This window comes from Agrobacterium sp. LMR679, assembly GCF_027157905.1.
Taxonomy (GTDB): Bacteria; Pseudomonadota; Alphaproteobacteria; order Rhizobiales; family Rhizobiaceae; genus Agrobacterium; species Agrobacterium leguminum.
In genome coordinates this window covers 1,948,344-1,965,499 of the sequence record NZ_JAPVOJ010000001.1, presented here as the reverse complement: position 1 = coordinate 1,965,499, position 17,156 = coordinate 1,948,344, and the positions used below count along the sequence as shown (strand labels likewise).

Here is a 17,156-nt window from a genome sequence, read left to right as displayed (position 1 = left end):
TCCGCGTGGTGAGAGAGTCTCTTGCGATCAAGGACTTGACCGCGCTGGACCCCGGCTCAAGGCCGGGGTGACGGCGTGCGGTGCCGGTCTTATTTCGTAACCGAAGCATTCCAGAAGTAAGGCCATGGAGCCGGATCAACGCCTTCCAGCTTGTTGGACTTGGCCGCCACGGCATTGAAGTCGCCGATCTTGATGAGCGGCAGCTCGGCATAGATCGTTTTCTGCACATTGGCCCAGAGCGCGATACGCTTGTCCGGATCGGCTTCCGAGGTGAAGGCGTCAACCGCCGCCTTACGCGCCGGCGTATCCCACCAGCCTGGCGAGCCGGTGGAGAGCGCACCGATCAGCGCCGGCTCCGGCAGGAAGGGGCTATGGGTGATGTAGATATCCCAGAGCTTCGGGTCGGCGCGGCGCTGCGTCAGCGTCGCCCAGTCCACAACCTGCATATCCACCTTGAAACCGGCAAGCTTCAGATATTCTGCAGCGACCTGCGCCATCTTGTAATGGAACTCATACTGGCGGCTGGTGAGGATGCGCAGCGGCTCACCGTTGTAGCCAGCCGCCTTCAGCTTTTCGGCGGCGGCTTCCGGATTGCCGAGATTATAATTGCCCTCGACGCCCTCTTCCGAATGCCAGGAGAAATTATCGGGATAATAGGCGCCATCGAGCGCATAGAAATCCGTACTGCCGAAAGCGGCTGCCAGCATGTCTTCCATGTTCAGCGCTTCGGTCACCGCCTTGCGGACCTCCAGCTTGGAAGAAAGCCCCTCCTTCGTGTTGAATACGAAGACCGGATAACCGAAAGGCTTCAGCATCAAAGGCTGCGAGGCAGACGACGACTTCACCTTGTCGAAGGATTCCACCGGAATGGAATCGACATAGTCATATTGTCCGGAAACAGCGGCTTCCACGCGGGTATTTGGATCGGGCACCGGAACGAAACGGATTTCATCGAGATATTGATGGCGTGCACCACCATAACCATCGCTTTCACCGTCACGGGATTTGTAGCCATCGAACCGCACGAGCTGGATATATTGGTCCGCCTTGCGTTCCTTCAGCATATAGGGGCCGGTGCCGATGAATTCGGCCATCGGCTCCGCCTGCTTTTCGGCCGGCAGGATGATGGCTGCGGAATTGTTGAAGGCGAGCAGCGAAGCGAGCGGCGCATAGGGCTGCTTGAGGGCGATCGTCACCGTTCCGGCATCCGGCGCGGAGATATTGTCGATAAAGCCGGCTGCCTGCTTGCCGCGCGAGGCGACCTTCATCCAGCGGCCGAGCGAGGCGACGACATCTTCCGAGGTCATGTCGCTACCGTCATGGAACTTGATGCCCTGCCTGAGCTTGATCGTGTAAGTTTTGCCATCCGCACTGATCTCGGGCAGGCTTTCCGCCAGAAGCGGCGTCACCTTCCAGCCCTTGTCGAAGGTATAGAGCGTTTCGAAAATATGCTGCGTGACGATGCCGACGAGATCGGCGGTAGACGCCATGGGATCGAGCGTCGGCGGCTCGCCGATCGTGGCGACGTTGATGACGCCGCCCTTCTCCGCAGCCATCATTACACCGGGCGCCAATATCAAAGCGGCGGTGGCGAGAAATGCAAGTTTACGTCTCATGGTCAAGCTCCCAGCTTTTATGTGTTCCATTATTATGTTATATGCATCTTTATAACAGAATATCTCGATAAGACGCCTTGTCAATGACAATGCGGCACGATGATGGGTTTCCATGATCGGCGAAACGCAAGACAGGTCTTTGCGAAAGAAGGCGGCATCGTTTAAGGCAATGAAAAAACGCGAGTTTCGCCGAAAATACGGCGCGCCGTGACATCCATCTCTTCCGGCTGGGAGAGAGGGAATGACGACCGGATTTTGACTGCAAGGGAAGAAAAGGAATTAAGAAGGTTGGATATTTCGCATTTGCGAACAAAGTGCTATTAAAGAGCGGACTAACGCTAGGCCACCACAGACATACCCGCATATTCTTATTAATCGTTACGTTATTTGACGCCGCCAGCCGTGTTTTCAAGGGCTGCAGACAGACCTGATATTCTACACCGCCAAACTTTATTCCATGGCGGAACATTAATTTTTATTACGTTGAAATTATTGAGGAAATTATGAAGACGGCAATCGTGCATGACTGGCTCACCGACAGAGGCGGGGCCGAAAAAGTGCTTCACAACCTTCTTGAGATTTATCCTCACGCGGATCTGTACTGCCTTGTCGATTTCATGAGCGAGCGCGACCGGGGTTTTCTCGGTGGCCGTCCCGTCAACACCTCCTTCATCCAGAAGCTGCCTTTCGCCCGGAAAAAATATCGCTCCTATCTGCCGCTGATGCCGCTCGCCATCGAACAGTTCGATCTGAGCGGCTACGACCTCGTTATTTCCTCGAGCTATGCGGTCGCCAAGGGCGTCATCACCGGCCCGGGCCAGTTTCACGTCTCCTATATCCATAGCCCCATCCGCTACGCCTGGGACCTGCAACACCAGTATCTCAAGGAAACCAGACTGACGCGCGGCTTCACCTCATGGGTCGCACGCGCCATTCTTCACTATATCCGCATGTGGGACATCCGCACCGCCAACGGCGTCGACCTGATGACGGTCAACTCCAAATTCATCCGTAACCGGGTGCGCAAGTGTTATGGCCGCGATTCCACCGTGATCTATCCGCCGGTGGACACCTCCCATCTTTCCCCGTCCGAGCTTAAGGGTGACTATTTCGTCACGGCGTCGCGGCTCGTGCCCTACAAGAAAGTGCACCTGATCGTGGAAGCCTTTGCAAAGATGCCCGACAAACGGCTGGTCGTCATCGGCGACGGGCCGGAAATGAAACGCATCCGCGAAATCGCCACGCCGAATGTCGAAATCCTTGGTTTCGTTGGCAATGACGAGCTGCACAAATACATGGCCGAGGCCAAGGCCTTCGTTTTTGCGGCAGAAGACGATTTCGGCATCGTGCCCGTCGAATCCCAGGCGCTCGGCACACCGGTCATCGCCTATGGCAAGGGCGGCGTGCTGGAAACCGTCGTTCCGCTCGGCGCCTCCAACCATCCGACCGGCCTTTATTTCGGTGAGCAGACACCGGAGGCGATCTGCGCCGCCGTACAGGAGTTCGTCGACAATTCCGACCGCTTCGACAAGAACGCCTGCATCAACAATGCCGCCCGCTTCTCACGCGAGCGTTTCCTGCGGGAATTCGCGGATACCGTGAATTTCGCACTGGCTGAGCGGGCATGACGGGCACATAAAAACATTCATAAAACAATTGATTAGTCTTCACCTAAGCCAGCAGCAAAAGAAACCGCGCAAGCGTGACAAAACTGCACTAGCGCAATGCAGCAATCAAAGAGATTATGGCAGCCAACTGAATATTGAAGCGTAACAATACTGACACCGTCAGGGACTTGAACATCGTGCCGCGCCCGGAATTTTTCGGCGCAGTTGAGCGATGATGAACTTGAAGCATCGTCTGAAATTGGGCATATGCCTGATAGGGGACGTAAACATCCCGGGATGCGATTCCGCTGAACGGATGTAATGCCGGTTTGGATTTCCTTTACCGGTGTCATTTATGAAGTGCTTATTTTTAAAAACTTATACGATGTCCGGATTATTTCTGCTTTTCGGACGGAATTCATTTCGAGGACCAAATGCGTTTATTGAATGTTTCGATTCTGCTTGCCTCTGCAGCACTGGCGGGTTGCACCGTTACTGCGGCCTCCGGCCCAGATGCAGCTTCGATCGAATCTAACGCTTCCGTGAAATTCGCCTCCAAGGACAAGCAGAAAACCGCCGGTGTCGACTACGCGCTGCTCGACATCAACAGCTCCGTCCTCAATTACGTCGGCGACACCACAACCACCACCCTGCTCGGCAGTTTCGGCGGCGGCAAGGGCGGTGTTCCGGCGTTGCCGATGGGTGTCGGCGACGTGGTGCAGGTCGCGATCTTTGAAAGCCAGGCCGGCGGCCTGTTCATTCCGAACGACGCGGGCAGCCGTCCCGGCAACTTCATCAGCCTGCCGAACCAGACCGTGGACCGGGAAGGCAATATCAGTGTTCCCTATGCTGGCAAGATTCGCGCCACCGGCCGCAACGTCGAGGATGTGCAGAGCGAAATCGAGGAACGGCTTGCCAACCGCGCCATCGAACCGCAGGTTCTCATCACCAAGATTTCCAGCCGCTCCGCACAGGCTTCCGTGCTGGGCGACGTCAAGGAGCCGACGAAGGTTCAGCTTTCGGAAGCAGGCGATCGGGTTCTAGACGTCATCTCCTATGCAAAGGGCCTCAGCGCCCCGAATATCGAATCCTATGTCACGCTGATCCGCCGCGGCAAGACCGCCCGAGTCAACTATAACCACCTCGTCAGCACGCCGTCGGAAAACATCTATGTGGTTCCGGGCGACACGATCATGGTGGAGCGTGAACGCCGCACCTACCTTGCCTTCGGCGCTTCGGGCCTCAACGGACGTTTCGAGTTCGAGGACGCCGATCTCAAGCTTTCGGATGCACTCGGCAAAGCGGGCGGACTGCTGGATTCCCGTGCCGACCCCGCTCAGGTCTATGTCTATCGTATCGTCAAGCGCGATCTTCTCGTGAAGCTCGGCATCAATACGTCGAAGTTCCCCGGACAGGACGTTCCGGTCATTTTCCGCGCCAATCTGCGCGATCCGTCGACCTTCTTCGCCGCCACGAAGTTCCCGATGCAGGATCGCGACATCATCTATGTCACCAACTCGCAGGCCACCGAACTTTACAAGTTCCTGGATCTCGTCGGCTCCGTACCGGCAACGACCGGCAATGTCGCCGAGGACGTGCTTGCGACCCGCAACGCCATCCGGGCCTTCTGATCGGAGGCTTTTCGCCGTTCATCCGAAAGCCGCCCCGGAAACGAGGCGGCTTTTTCCTTGGCCGGAACCAGCGGCGAAACGGGAACATGGTCAAGCATTGCCTGGGGCATGAACCGAAACCGTCTGCCTCCTGAAAGGGAAGGGATATAGCGACGGTCATTGTCGCCGCCATTACAAAAGTTTAAGGTGATTTCGCAGCGCATTGGGTGTCTTGTGGGGGAAAGCTGCTCCCAAGGCTTACCGCACATGTTCGGGAAACATGTATCGCTCTCATTACGCGGAATCGTCAGATGAAACGTTTCTGGACCGCCCTCAGCGTTCTTGCCATCGCAACCGCCGGTGCCTGGTATTTCAAGGACCGCCTGCCGCTCGATCAAGTCCCCTATCTCAAGCAATTTGCCAACGTGTCTCCCAGGGCCGACGCCGAAACGGCGGCGCAGTCCTCCCAAGGCGGCCAACCAGCCCGGCAGCAGGGACAAAGACAGGGTGGAGGGCGGCGCAATGGCGGGCCACCCACCGTCAGCACCATCGCCGTCGGCAAGGCGACGCTGCCGATGGATGCAACGGCGACGGGCTGGGCGGTTGCGGCCGACATCACCAATATCGCGCCGCTTCAGGCCGGCCTTGTCATGGAAATCGAGGCGAAGGACGGTCAGCATATCAAGGCGGGCGACCTTATCCTCAAGATGGATGACCGCATCGCCCGCGCCGCTGTCGACAAGGACAAGGCCAATATCGCCGCCGATCAGGCAACGCTGGAGCAGACGGAGGCCGCCTTCCAGCGCGCCGCCAATCTCGTCAAGCAGAGCGCGGAATCCCAGCAGGTGCTGGATCAGGCAAGGGCGGCGCGGGATAGCGCCAGCGCCAAGATCGATGCCGACAAGGCAACGCTTGCCTCCGACCAGGTGACGCTTGAACATATGGAAATACGTGCCCCCTTCGATGGGCGGCTCGGCGACATCAGCGTCAGCCCCGGCGCCTATCTCAGCGCCGGCGTCAATATCGTGACGATCACCAAATACGATCCGATTTCGGTCAGTTTCCGGCTTTCACAGCGCTATCTGCCGCAATTGCGCGAAGGCGTGGCGAAGGATACCGCAGTCGATGTCGACCCCGCGGCGACGGGGGGCGAACCGATGAGCGGCGTACTGCGGTTCTACGACAATACGGTGGATCAGACCTCCGGCACGGTGCTGGCCAAGGCGGAATTCAAGAACGATCGTGGTCTTTTATGGCCCGGCCAGTCCGTCAATGTCACCGCGCACTTCGTTTCGGACGATGAAATGATCGTCGTGCCGACCGTCGCCGTGCGGCCGGGGCCGAAGGGCAATTTCGTCTATACCGTCGATAGCGAGCATCATGCCCATATGACACCGGTGGAAGTCGCCCGCTCGAATGGCGATCTTACCGCCATCGCAGGCGGCCTGAATGGTGGCGAGCATGTGATTATCGAGGGTCAATCCGAACTTGCCGACGGTCAGTTCGTGGTCGAGCAATTTTCCGACAAGGGCGGCGCGGCCGGCAATCTGGCCGCCAATATTCCGCAGGAAAAGGTTGGCGGCCAATGATCCCGAATTTTTGCATCAACCGGCCCGTCGCCACCACGCTTCTCGCCATCGGCCTGGTGCTGGCCGGGCTTGCCGGCTTCCGCCTGCTGCCCGTCGCCGCCCTGCCGAAGGTGGATTTCCCGACGATCAACGTTTCCTCGTCGCTTTCCGGCGCTTCGCCGCAAACCATGGCCACATCGGTCACCACACCGCTGGTCAAGCAGTTCGAGACCATTCCCGGCGTCAGCGAAATCAGCGCCACCAATACGCTCGGCAACAGCTCGATCGTGCTGCAGTTCGATCTCAACCGCGATATCGATGCAGCGGCGGCCGATGTGCAGGCCGCGATTTCGCGCGCGCAGCGGCAATTGCCAAGCAACATGACGACAACGCCAAGCTATCGCAAGACCAACCCGGCCGATGCGCCGGTGCTCCTGCTGGCCGTCAACAGCAAGGAAATGCCGACCAGCAAGGTCGACGAAATCGCAGAGAACATCATTTCTCCGCTTCTTTCCACCATATCGGGCGTCGCGCAGGTGAGCATCTATGGCGCGCAGACCTATGCCGTGCGTATCGGGCTCGATCCGGCCCAGCTTCAGGCAAGAGGGCTTGGCGTCGACACCGTCACCACCGCCATCGCCCAGGCGAATAATCAGGTGCCCGTCGGGGCGTTGCAGAACGACAATCAGCGCCTGACGATCGAGGCCGATACCCAGCGCACCAATGCGGCCGCCTTCCGCTCGCTGGTCGTCTCGACGAATAATGGCGCACCGATCCATCTCGGCGATATTGCCAATGTCACCGACAGCATCGACAACACCAATGCAGGCAGCTGGTTCGACGGTGAACAGGCCATCGTTCTCGCCGTGCAGCGCCAGCCGGACGCCAATACGGTCGATGTAGTAGACGCCATCAAAGCCAAGCTGCCGGCGCTTCACCAGCAATTGCCGCCTTCGGTCAATATCAACGTCATGAATGACGCCTCGACCGCCATCAAGGACGCGATTTCGGACGTTCAGTTCACGCTGTTTCTCACCATCGGGCTGGTGGTTGCGGTCATCTATCTCTTCACCGGACACCTGACGGCGACCATCATTCCCGGCCTTGCCGTGCCTCTGTCTCTCATCACCGCCTTTGGCATGATGTATGTTCTTGGTTACAGCATCGACAATATCTCGCTGCTCGGCCTCACACTTTCGGTGGGGCTGGTGGTGGACGACGCCATCGTCATGCTGGAAAACATTCTGCGCCTGCATGAAAAAGGCCTGCCCATGCGTGAAGCGGCCCTTCAGGGCGCGGCGGAGGTCAGCAGCACCATTCTCTCCATGTCCGTCTCGCTGGTTGCGGTCTTCATTCCCATCCTGTTGATGGGCGGCGTTATCGGCAGGCTCTTCAACGAGTTCGGCATGGTCGTCACGCTCGCGATCATGGCCTCGGCGCTGGTGTCGCTGACGGTGACGCCAATGCTCGCTTCGCGCCTCTCCGGCCACTCCTCCCGGCCGCCCGCCATCATCCGCTGGTTCGATGCGGGTTTCGAGCGCACGCTTCGTGGTTATGGCCGCGCCGTCGGCTGGTGCCTTTCCCATCGCCGCATCGTTTTGACATCGTTTCTCGCCTCGGTCGCGGCATCGCTCTATCTCTTCGAAACCCTGCCCTCCAGCTTCTTTCCCCAGGAAGATATTGGCCGTCTTTCGGTCTCCACACAGGCGCGTGAGGATATTTCCTATACGGCGATGCGCGATCTGCAGGCCCAGGTCGCCGATCAAATCCGCAAGAATCCGGCCGTGGTACACGTCACCTCCATTGTCGGCGGGAATTCACGCAATCCGCTGAACAACGGCTCGATGTTCGTGGAGCTGAAGCCCAAGGAAGAGCGGGCGCCGCTGAGCCAGGTGCTGTCAGAACTGGGGCAGGCCACATCGAAAGTGGCCGGCATCCGCACCTATATCAATCCGCAGCAGAGCCTGCGTTTCGGCGGGCGCAGTTCCGCCAGCCAATACCAGCTCGTCGTTCAGGGCCTGAATGCCGACACGACCAATGAATGGTCGAACAAGCTGATGGAGGCGATGCGCCGCGACCACACCTTCACCTCCGTCACCTCAGATGCCCAGAACGGCGCGATCGCCGCGACGATTTCCGTCGATCCGGAAAAAGCCGCCGCCTTCGGCATCACCAATGACCAGTTGCGCAAGACGCTGGAAATGTCTTTTGGCGGTTATACGGCGGCACAGATCCAGTCGACCGGCGACAGCTACGACGTGATTGTGGAATTCGACAGTTCGAAACCGTGGAATGATGATTTCCTCAGCGATATCAACATTCTTTCGGCGAAATCGGGCGTTCTGGTTCCGCTTTCAAACTTCGCCACCCTCACCCGCACGCAGGCGCCTGTTACTATCAACCAGACGGGCCAGCTCGTCTCCACCACCATCTCCTTCAACCTGCCGGATGGCGTGGCGCTTTCCGATGCCACAAGCCGGATCGACCAGATCAAGAGCACGATAGGCCTGCCGCAGGATGTCTTCACCAGCTATGGCGGCACGGCGGCGATCTTCCAGCAAAGCCAGGGCAATACCGGCATTCTTATTCTGGCTGCGGTGCTGACCATCTATGTGGTTCTCGGCGTGCTTTACGAGAGCTTCATCCACCCGCTGACCATTCTTTCCGGCCTGCCGGCCGCCGCCTTCGGCGCGCTGGTGGCCCTGAAGGTGATGGGCATGGATTTCTCGATCATCGCGCTGATCGGTCTGCTGATGCTGATCGGCATCGTCAAGAAAAACGCGATAATGATGATCGATGTCGCGGTGGAACTGATGCGCGAAAAGGCGGAAGCGCCGGCAACCGCCATTCACGAAGCCTGCGTTCGCCGGTTCCGGCCGATCATGATGACGACATTCTGCGCGCTACTGGGTGCATTGCCCATCGCGCTCGGTTCGGGCGCAAGTTCGGAACTGCGCCAGCCGCTCGGCATCGCCGTGGTCGGCGGTCTCATCGTCTCGCAATTGCTGACGCTGTTCATCACGCCTGTCATCTTCGTGGAAATGGACCGGTTCGGCCGGTTCCTCACCGGGCTGTTTTCCCGCCGGAAAATAGCGGAAAAACACGCCGAACCGCAAAAGCCGGAAGGGACAGGCGAACCGGACTCCGTTGCCGCCTAAGGCATCTCACGTAAACATGTCAAACAAAGAGGCTCTAACGCAGGCTTTCGAGGCGCTTCAGCGCCTCGCCAAAGCCCCTTGCCTGCAATTGAAACGACACCGTGCGGCCTTGCAGATCTGGAGCCTCCACCGTCAGGGTCTGTTCCGCCTTCAGCGCCGAAACAAGCTCGATGAAAGGCGTAAAAGACACGATGCAGCCGACCGGCAGGCAGGTGCTGACCTGTACCTCCTGCAAGCGGACATTTCCGGATTTCACCGCGAAAAGCTTGGTGACGGCCAGACCGAAAGGCAGGACCATGGTGCCGGAAAGCCTGTCTGGCGTTGCGGCATTGTCCAGTCGGAACTCGACGGAAACGACCAGCTTGCGCGTTTTTTCCTCAAGCTGGACCTGCGCGATGGCGCAGGGGGCGTCACCTTTTCCGCTATGGGTGGCGCGGCCTCGGCGCCGTCTTTTTTGGCGGGTGCGGCGCAGGCAAGCTGCCAGCTTCCGTGAACCTCGTGCAATGGCGCTGGTGTCTTCGCTGCCTCTTGCGCGCCCGCGCCGCCTGCCGCGACGGCGACGCAAAAAGAACCGCGAGCGCCGCTTTCGCAAAGCGATTTCGAGTGTGTATCATCAGAAACGAACTCCGAGCTCTGCGACAGTGGTTTGATCCAGCACATCGGCTGCAAAAACCGCGCCATAACGGAATGTCAAGGTAGCCGAGGAATTGAGATCGTAGCTCAGCCCGAGATTCAATATCGCCGCATCGCGCGTCATCGCCGCACTGGCAACAGCAAAGGCGCTGCCGCCCTGACAAGACAAAATACTCTCCACCGCCGGATCGCCATAGGCGTGACGCCAACCGAGGTCGAATGTCGCGCGACCATTCACGCCTTCAACGGAAATATCGCGGCTGACGCGCGCACCGAGCGTCGAATAGAGCTGATTGTGACTTGCGGAACCGGATGAAACGGCCGCAACGCCGTTCTTTTCGCTGAAGGCGTCGGTATGCGTCTGCACGTAGCCGATATTGGCGTAGGGCTCGATGCGGGTGAGATCGACATCGAAACGCCAGGCGGCTTCGGCGAAGACCTGCGTGGTGGAGGCGTCATAGCTCGTGGTCAGTTCTTCCCTCAAGGTTGAAAAAGCAATGCCCCGGCGGGTTTCAATATCCTGAAAGGCATGGATCGCTCCGAAGCGCAGCGATGCCGGGCCAACCGACCCACCGGCATAGGCGGCCATATAGTAGCTGTCCGCATCGGCCGTGGCGGCAAGGCCGCCCTGGCGGACTGTATCGCGGCCGAAACCGGCGGCGAGGCCCGTGCGCCAGCCGTTATCCCAACCTCCATCGACGCCGAAAAGTCCGCCGCCGCCCCTGATATCGACCGAAGGACCGCGGCTATCGCCATCGAGACGACCGCGCGAGCCAAAACCGCTGGACCAGAAGGCAAGCGAACCTTCGTCGATAGTCTGCGATTCCCTTCCGAGGATCTGACGCGCATCGATACCGTCGAAAGCGCTGCGCATCCTGTCGAGAATAACGTCGCGCGTCAGCTGGCTGCGGTTTATCAACGCCATTGCAAGCGATGGATGGAGTTCGCCGGTCAGCTGCGAGAAGGCGGATTGAGTTTCACCCTGTTGAAGAAACACCGCTGCCTCATAAAGCGGCGAGGCCTCCCCAAGCGCCTCAACGGCATTGGCTGCACTCGCGCTCTCGGGCGAAGCCCCGCCGGCAAATAGCCCGGGCTCTGGCGAAGCCCGCGTGAAGGAAAGATAAGCTGCCCCGTTGTCGGTGCTCTTCGTCACGCTCACAGTCAAATAGGCGAAGCGTTCGCTTATGCCGGAAAATGCGCCGGAAATGCCATTCGTCGCTGTCAGGATCGTATATTGGGTGCCGAGACTATAGGCCGAATGGCTGGAAAGCGGCGTGACGACGAGACTGACATCACTGTCGATGGTAACGGCGCCATTGACGGCCAGCCTGTCGGAGTTGCCGTCCGCATCGATTTCAACGGCATAACGCGCACCGCTGAGGAATCTTACATCGCCGGTGGAGGTGAGCGTGCCGATAGAATTACCGGGCGAAAGCGCGCCGCCGGAAGCGACGGTCAGGCCACCGATGGTGCCGGAACCACCGAGCGTCGCACCGCTGCCGACGGAAACCGGGCTTGCAAGCGAGCCGTTAACGCTGAGTTTGCCCGACGAAACTTCGGTGACGCCGGTATAGGTGCTGTTTCCGGTCAGGACCAGATTGCCGCCCCCGGTCTTTTCGAGGGCGCCAGTACCGCTGACGATGTTCGACAGCGTGCCGGCCCCGTCCAAGACGAGTTGCGCATTGTTGACGATCTCTCCGGGGCCGAAACTCTTTGCGGTTCCCGTCAGCGTGCCGGCAGAAACCGTCGTGCCGCCGGAATAGCTGCTGTCTCCGGTGAGAACCAGATTACCGTTACCCGTCTTTTCAAACGAGCCGGAACCGCTGACAAGATTGGAAAGCGTGCCCGCTCCATCCACGACGAGCTCAGCATTATTGGCGATCTCGCCTGAGCCGAAACTCGTGGCTGTGCCTTTCAACGTCCCGCCCGAAACGATGGTGCCGCCGGAATAACTATTGTGCCCGGAGAGCGTCGTCACCCCGTTTTCGGCGCGGATATGGCCCGTCCCGGAAATATCGGCGGATAATACATAATTCGTCTCGGAATGGTTGAAAACGATGCGACCGTCCCCCGCGCCAAAAACGATCGCCCCGGCCCTGATCTCTCCAGCCGAATAGGCCGACTGCCCGGCAGCGCCGCCGATGTTCAGAACGCCGGTCGAGCCCGCCTGGAACGCAATGTCGATGATAGTCGCGGCAAGCGAGGCCCCGCCCGTCACGTCCACTTTGCCGCCGCCGTCATAACCGATGACAAGAGTGTCACTGATCTCGACATGCGATCCCGTGCCGTTCACATACAATGTACCGCTTGAGCCTGGCCGCGTGCCCGCATAAAGCCGGTAGGCATCCAGCGATGCACCGTTGAACACCGACACACTGCCGTCTCCGTCATAACCGATATCCATGTAGCCGGAATAGGCGAGATTATTGTCGACCCGAACGCTGACGTTGGAGTCATCGCCATCGACCGTCATTATGCCGGAGGAACCCGCCAGATAGCCTAACCTGATCTGCCCTGCCCGGATGCCGGCGCCGGCGCTGACCGAAACGTCGCCCTCTGTACCGCTCTCGTATCCGACGACCAGGGCTTTGGCCACCGTCCAGGTCGAGCCGCCGCCGTCGACCGTCACGGAAGAAGACGAACCGGTGCGCGTCGCGACATATCCGTTCTCGCTGGTGACAGCGCCGCCCGTATGAACCCTCAGCGAGCCGCCTCCGACATCGCCCACATAGAGACCGCCGGCATTAAAAGCGCTTTCGGAACCGGAAACAGCGATGGAGCCGCTGCTACCGGCATTTCTCGCGATGACCGTGTCGGCGGCATTGACGATCCCGCCGTTCGCCACCGTCAGCGAGCCCCTACCGTCAAGGCCAACATCGAGACCGCCATTGCCGACCGTCCAGACCGAGCCGCTGCCATCCACGGTGACCTCGCCCGTCGCGCCCGCAACGTTGCCGAGACGCGCGGCGGCGCTTTCAACCGTGCCGCCCGTCTTGATTTGAAGCGCGCCAGAAGCCCCACTCCCGGTCGTATCCAACGTTTTGCCGCCGATCTGCAAATGGCCTGTCGTCCATTTGGTGTCGCCATCGGCTACGACGACGATAGCCGCCGAACGGCGGCCGATGATCGCGGCACCGCTGGTGACGGTCGCCGCCGTGCCGACCAGCATGGTTAGGTTCCCCTCATTGCCGACAACCAGTGTTCCTTCGGTTTTAAGCGAGGAACCGGCGCCACCTATCGTGAACCCACTTATACTCGACGACTGCAGATCAGCGATGATCGTATCGCCGCGGCTCGCGACCGTCCCGCCTCCGGCGATGGTGAACGATGCCGCACCGCCGCCACCGACAACCATGTCTCCGGAAACCGCCAGGCTGCTGCCCCGCCCTTCCACAGACACGGTTCCCATGGAGCCGGCCTCCTTGGCAACCACCAGTGCACCGGTGTCAAGACGGCTTGCGCCCCGCACTTCCAGCACTCCCAAACTCCCGCCACCGAACGGAAGCGCGCTAGCGCCATATCCAACAAAAACCGTGCCGGAATTCTCAAGACTGGAAGAATTGTCCAACACGAACAGGCCATTGGCTGTCTCTTTCTCAGCGACGTAGACATTTCCGCCGGACTTGGCCGAGCTTCCGCTGAGAACAAGTTCGCCCCGCCCATTTTTGCCCACCGAAATATCGTGCTCATTCTGCCATTTGCCACCCGAAAAAAAGCGCAGGGTGCCGGTGACATCAGGCTGAGCGCCCAAGTCGGTGTAAAATGTCGACAGGTCGCCATTGACCGACATTGTTCCATCGGTATTGGGGCCGACAGACAACCGATAAATCTCGGGTTTTGTCCCGGCGGCGATCGCCGGGCCTGCGGAATCGATGGTGACATTGTCATCCGGCAGGGGCACGCGACCATAGGAAATCCAGTTGCCTGGGATAAACCAGTTACCCCCTGCACCACCTCCCCAGACTATCGTATCGGCCAGTACCGACGGGGCGATTGCAAAAGAAAGCACAAGGGCGAAAGGGCTTAAGAAACGTTTTCCCCAGCCCGCGAGTGCGACCGTTGCCCTTGAGCCGGCCCTCCGCGGTTTTACCCTGTCACGGCAGAAACAACCGGACATTCAACCTCCCCCTACCGGCTTCTCTTTCCACCACGCACGATCGGCGAATCATTTTATGATCAAATCAATTAGCCCATTTTGAGAAAACATTGTCAGAAAAAACAGAACAAATCGTATCTATACTGACAATTAAAGAAAAACGGAGAACGCCGGGCGTTCTCCGTAAAACAATTGAAATATTTAAACAAGAATATGCTTTTTAAGCACCCGATAAAATACTATCGAATTTTCCTATTGCCGCGAAAATCGGCCAAAGGCTCCGCCCGAAAAGCACAACGGGTCCCCGTCGCGATGGGCGGCGCGCAGCACCTCGCCAACGATGATGGTGTGGTCGCCCGCATCGTGGGACGCCGCCTGCCGGCATTCGAAACGGGCAAGCGTGCCGGGAATGACGGGAACGCCCTCGTCATTCATTTCCCAGTCGAGATCGTCGAAAGCGCGGCCGTTGCGGGTGAAGCGGGCGCTCAGCACATCCTGATCGGCGCTCAGCACGTGGATGGCGAAATGGGTGGCGCCGCTGAAAGCCTGATAACGCGACGAGCTTTTGGCCGGCGACCAGAGGACCAGCGGCGGATCGAGCGACACGGACGCAAAACTGTTGACCGTCATGCCGATCGGCCCTTCCGGCGTCGTGGCGGTCACCACCGTTACGCCTGTCGTGAAAGCGCCGAGCGCATTGCGGAAGCTGCGGCTGTTTTCGCCGCCGGGAACGAATACATGCTCATTGGGCATTTTGATCGCCTCTGCCACTGTCATCACGGCACCTCTTTTCCAATCGCAAGGGTGTAGAGTTCGAACCACGTCTGGCGGTCCATCGTCACGCGAAGCGCATCGGCCGCCGTTCTGATACGCTCGATATTGTTGGTGCCGAGCACCGGCACGATCTTTGCCGGATGGCGCAGCAGCCAGGCGATCGCAACAGCCGTCGCATCAACGCCCTGCTCTTTGCCGATGCGCTGCAGGGCGGCCATTGTGCCGCCATGAGCACCGGAGAACAGCGAGCCGCCGCCGAGCGGCGACCATGCCATCGGAGAAACGCGCTTTTCCTGCAGGAAAGCGAGATCGCCATTGGTAAAACAATCCGTCGCGAGAAGGCTCATCTCGATCTGGTTGGTCACGAGCCGGCTGCTCATCGCCGATTGCAGCAGGGAGAAATCCCACGGGCGGAAGTTGGAGACGCCGACGGCCTTTACCTTGCCGGATGCCACCAGCGCATCGAGCGCCTTGCCGGTTTCTTCCGCATCGATCAACGGATCGGGACGGTGAATGAGCAGCAGGTCGACGTGATCCGTCCCCATGTCGCGAAGCGACGCCTCGACCGAGGCGTTGATGTGGCCGGCCGTCGTGTCGTAATGTTTGACGCGGGCGGCGGCGTGACGGCCGGCGGGTGCAACGATGCCGCATTTGGTGACGATTTCTATTCTGTCACGCAGCCCCGGAGCGGCTTTCAGGCCGGCACCCAGAATGGCTTCCGCCGTGTATCCGCCGTAAATATCGGCCTGATCCATGGTCGTGATGCCCTGCGCGAGGCAAGCCTCGATCTTGGCCTGCACATGGGCGGGCGAGGTATCGGCATCGTCGCCGATGCGCCACATGCCGTAGACGATGCGGCTGAGTTCGAGTTTGTCGGAAAGAGCGATGCGTTCCATCAGTGGCGTTCCCCGTTGCCGAGCGGCGTGGCAGGCGTTTCAGAAGGTACCCGGCCGTAAGCATGCGGCAGGGAGCAGGTTTTCATCTGCGGCAGAACCTTGGTGCCGAAGTGCTCCGCCTCATCGAGATGCGGATAACCGGAAAGGATGAAGGCGCGAATGCCCATCTTCTGGTATTCCTCCAGCGCCGAAAGCACCTTGTCGGTGGAACCGACCAGCGCCGCACCGCAGCCCGAACGCGCCCGGCCGATGCCGGTCCAAAGATTGGGTTCGACATAACCGAACTTGTCGGCGAGTTCGCGGGCACGCGCCTGATGCGATACGCCGAGCGAGCCGCTGTCATGCGCGCGGTTGCGGATCAGTTGCCCATATTCGTCATCGAGCTTCGAGACAAGATGTTCGGCATATTCGCGGGCTTCCTGTTCGGTATCGCGCACCACCATATGGACGCGCAGGCCGTAATCCAGCGTGCGGCCATGGGCGGCGGCGCGTTCATTTGCGGCACGCATGCGGTCTGCAAGCTGGTCCTTCGTTTCCGGCCACATCAGATAGACGTCACATTGCGCGCCGCAGAGTTCCAGCGCATCCGGCGAGTAACCACCGAAATAAAGGAGCGGTCCGCCATTCTGCTGATAGGGTCTTGCCGGCTCGGTGGAGACGCCCTTGAACTGGTAGATTTCACCGTCATGGTCGATGGTGTCGCGCGTCCAGGCCTGACGCAGTATCTCAACGACCTCGTGGCTGCGCTTGTAACGAAACGCACTATCGGCCACTTCTCCGGGAAAATCGGAGCTGATGACGTTGAGCGTCAGGCGGCCCTTCAGCATGTGATCGAGCGTCGCCACCGTGCGCGCCAGCATGATCGGCTGCATCTCGCCGCAGCGGATCGCCGCAAGGAAATTGATGCGGTCACTGATCGGCGCACAGCCTGCAACGAAGCTCAGCGTATCCTGCCCGACCTGATAGGAAGAGGGGCAGAGGATGTTGCGGAAGCCGAGTTCTTCGGCCTTTTTGACGATATCGGAGCAATGCTCGAAACTGGAACGCAGGCTGCCATCCGGCACGCCAAGATAGGCGTAGTCATCGGAACACAAAGCGGAAAACCAGGAGACCTCGGCAGCATCGAGATCAGCGGATGTAACGGGTACGACGGTCATGCAATTCCTCCTCAGGGCCGCTCTCGTTTTTCTTGCATAAC

The 17,156-nt window shown here is 59.4% G+C and carries 10 protein-coding genes; 4 read left to right on the top strand and 6 right to left on the bottom strand.

The features are described 5' to 3' along the window. Nucleotides 1-89 precede the first annotated feature (89 nt). Entirely contained in the window at nt 90-1,616 is a 1,527-nt protein-coding gene (locus O3W47_RS09125; RefSeq protein WP_137453956.1) for an ABC transporter substrate-binding protein, read from the bottom strand. A 503-nt stretch (nt 1,617-2,119) separates the two neighbouring features. On the opposite strand from O3W47_RS09125, the gene O3W47_RS09120 reads away from it, so the two are divergent. The 4 genes from O3W47_RS09120 to O3W47_RS09105 all read left to right on the top strand — a co-directional run bounded on the left by O3W47_RS09120 (nt 2,120) and on the right by O3W47_RS09105 (nt 9,559). Continuing rightward, nucleotides 2,120-3,244, top strand: coding sequence for a glycosyltransferase family 4 protein (locus tag O3W47_RS09120; protein ID WP_269313516.1), 1,125 nt, complete (start codon nt 2,120-2,122; stop codon nt 3,242-3,244). Nucleotides 3,245-3,657: 413 nt separating this feature from the next. Beyond that, nucleotides 3,658-4,854, top strand: coding sequence for a polysaccharide biosynthesis/export family protein (locus O3W47_RS09115; protein WP_003519875.1), 1,197 nt, complete (start codon nt 3,658-3,660; stop codon nt 4,852-4,854). Between the two features lie 290 nt (nt 4,855-5,144). Further along, on the top strand, nt 5,145-6,422 hold the full coding sequence (locus O3W47_RS09110; RefSeq protein WP_269313515.1) for an efflux RND transporter periplasmic adaptor subunit: 1,278 nt from the start codon (nt 5,145-5,147) through the stop codon (nt 6,420-6,422). Continuing rightward, nucleotides 6,419-9,559, top strand: coding sequence for an efflux RND transporter permease subunit (locus O3W47_RS09105; RefSeq protein WP_269313514.1), 3,141 nt, complete (start codon nt 6,419-6,421; stop codon nt 9,557-9,559). Before O3W47_RS09110 ends, O3W47_RS09105 begins: the two co-directional genes overlap by 4 nt. A 34-nt stretch (nt 9,560-9,593) precedes the next feature. Here the strand turns inward: O3W47_RS09105 and O3W47_RS09100 are convergent, their stop codons facing one another. From O3W47_RS09100 to O3W47_RS09080, 5 genes are all read right to left on the bottom strand, one after another. After that, nucleotides 9,594-10,124 carry an invasion associated locus B family protein gene (locus O3W47_RS09100; RefSeq protein WP_269313513.1) on the bottom strand — a complete coding sequence of 177 codons (531 nt, stop codon included), beginning with the start codon at nt 10,122-10,124 and terminating at the stop codon, nt 9,594-9,596. A 48-nt stretch (nt 10,125-10,172) separates the two neighbouring features. Then, the gene (locus O3W47_RS09095; protein ID WP_269313512.1) at nt 10,173-14,309 is read right to left on the bottom strand and encodes an autotransporter domain-containing protein; all 4,137 of its coding nucleotides are present in this window, start codon (nt 14,307-14,309) and stop codon (nt 10,173-10,175) included. A gap of 231 nt (nt 14,310-14,540) precedes the next feature. Continuing rightward, on the bottom strand, nt 14,541-15,065 hold the full coding sequence (locus tag O3W47_RS09090) for a flavin reductase family protein (protein WP_003519878.1): 525 nt from the start codon (nt 15,063-15,065) through the stop codon (nt 14,541-14,543). Then, entirely contained in the window at nt 15,065-15,958 is an 894-nt protein-coding gene (locus tag O3W47_RS09085) for an aldo/keto reductase (RefSeq protein WP_269313511.1), read from the bottom strand. Before O3W47_RS09085 ends, O3W47_RS09090 begins: the two co-directional genes overlap by 1 nt. Then, nucleotides 15,958-17,115: an LLM class flavin-dependent oxidoreductase gene (locus O3W47_RS09080; RefSeq protein ID WP_003519880.1), complete on the bottom strand. Its 1,158-nt coding sequence runs from the start codon at nt 17,113-17,115 to the stop codon at nt 15,958-15,960. The genes O3W47_RS09085 and O3W47_RS09080 overlap by 1 nt, the downstream gene beginning before the upstream one ends. Between the last annotated feature and the right edge of the window lie 41 nt (nt 17,116-17,156).

Coding starts and splice junctions, on each gene's coding strand:
- O3W47_RS09085 (WP_269313511.1), bottom strand. CDS start 15,958: ATGGAACGCATCGCTCTTTCCGACAAACTCGAACTCAGCCGCATCGTC.
- O3W47_RS09090 (WP_003519878.1), bottom strand. CDS start 15,065: ATGACAGTGGCAGAGGCGATCAAAATGCCCAATGAGCATGTATTCGTT.
- O3W47_RS09125 (WP_137453956.1), bottom strand. CDS start 1,616: ATGAGACGTAAACTTGCATTTCTCGCCACCGCCGCTTTGATATTGGCG.
- O3W47_RS09115 (WP_003519875.1), top strand. CDS start 3,658: ATGCGTTTATTGAATGTTTCGATTCTGCTTGCCTCTGCAGCACTGGCG.
- O3W47_RS09120 (WP_269313516.1), top strand. CDS start 2,120: ATGAAGACGGCAATCGTGCATGACTGGCTCACCGACAGAGGCGGGGCC.
- O3W47_RS09105 (WP_269313514.1), top strand. CDS start 6,419: ATGATCCCGAATTTTTGCATCAACCGGCCCGTCGCCACCACGCTTCTC.
- O3W47_RS09095 (WP_269313512.1), bottom strand. CDS start 14,309: ATGTCCGGTTGTTTCTGCCGTGACAGGGTAAAACCGCGGAGGGCCGGC.
- O3W47_RS09080 (WP_003519880.1), bottom strand. CDS start 17,115: ATGACCGTCGTACCCGTTACATCCGCTGATCTCGATGCTGCCGAGGTC.
- O3W47_RS09110 (WP_269313515.1), top strand. CDS start 5,145: ATGAAACGTTTCTGGACCGCCCTCAGCGTTCTTGCCATCGCAACCGCC.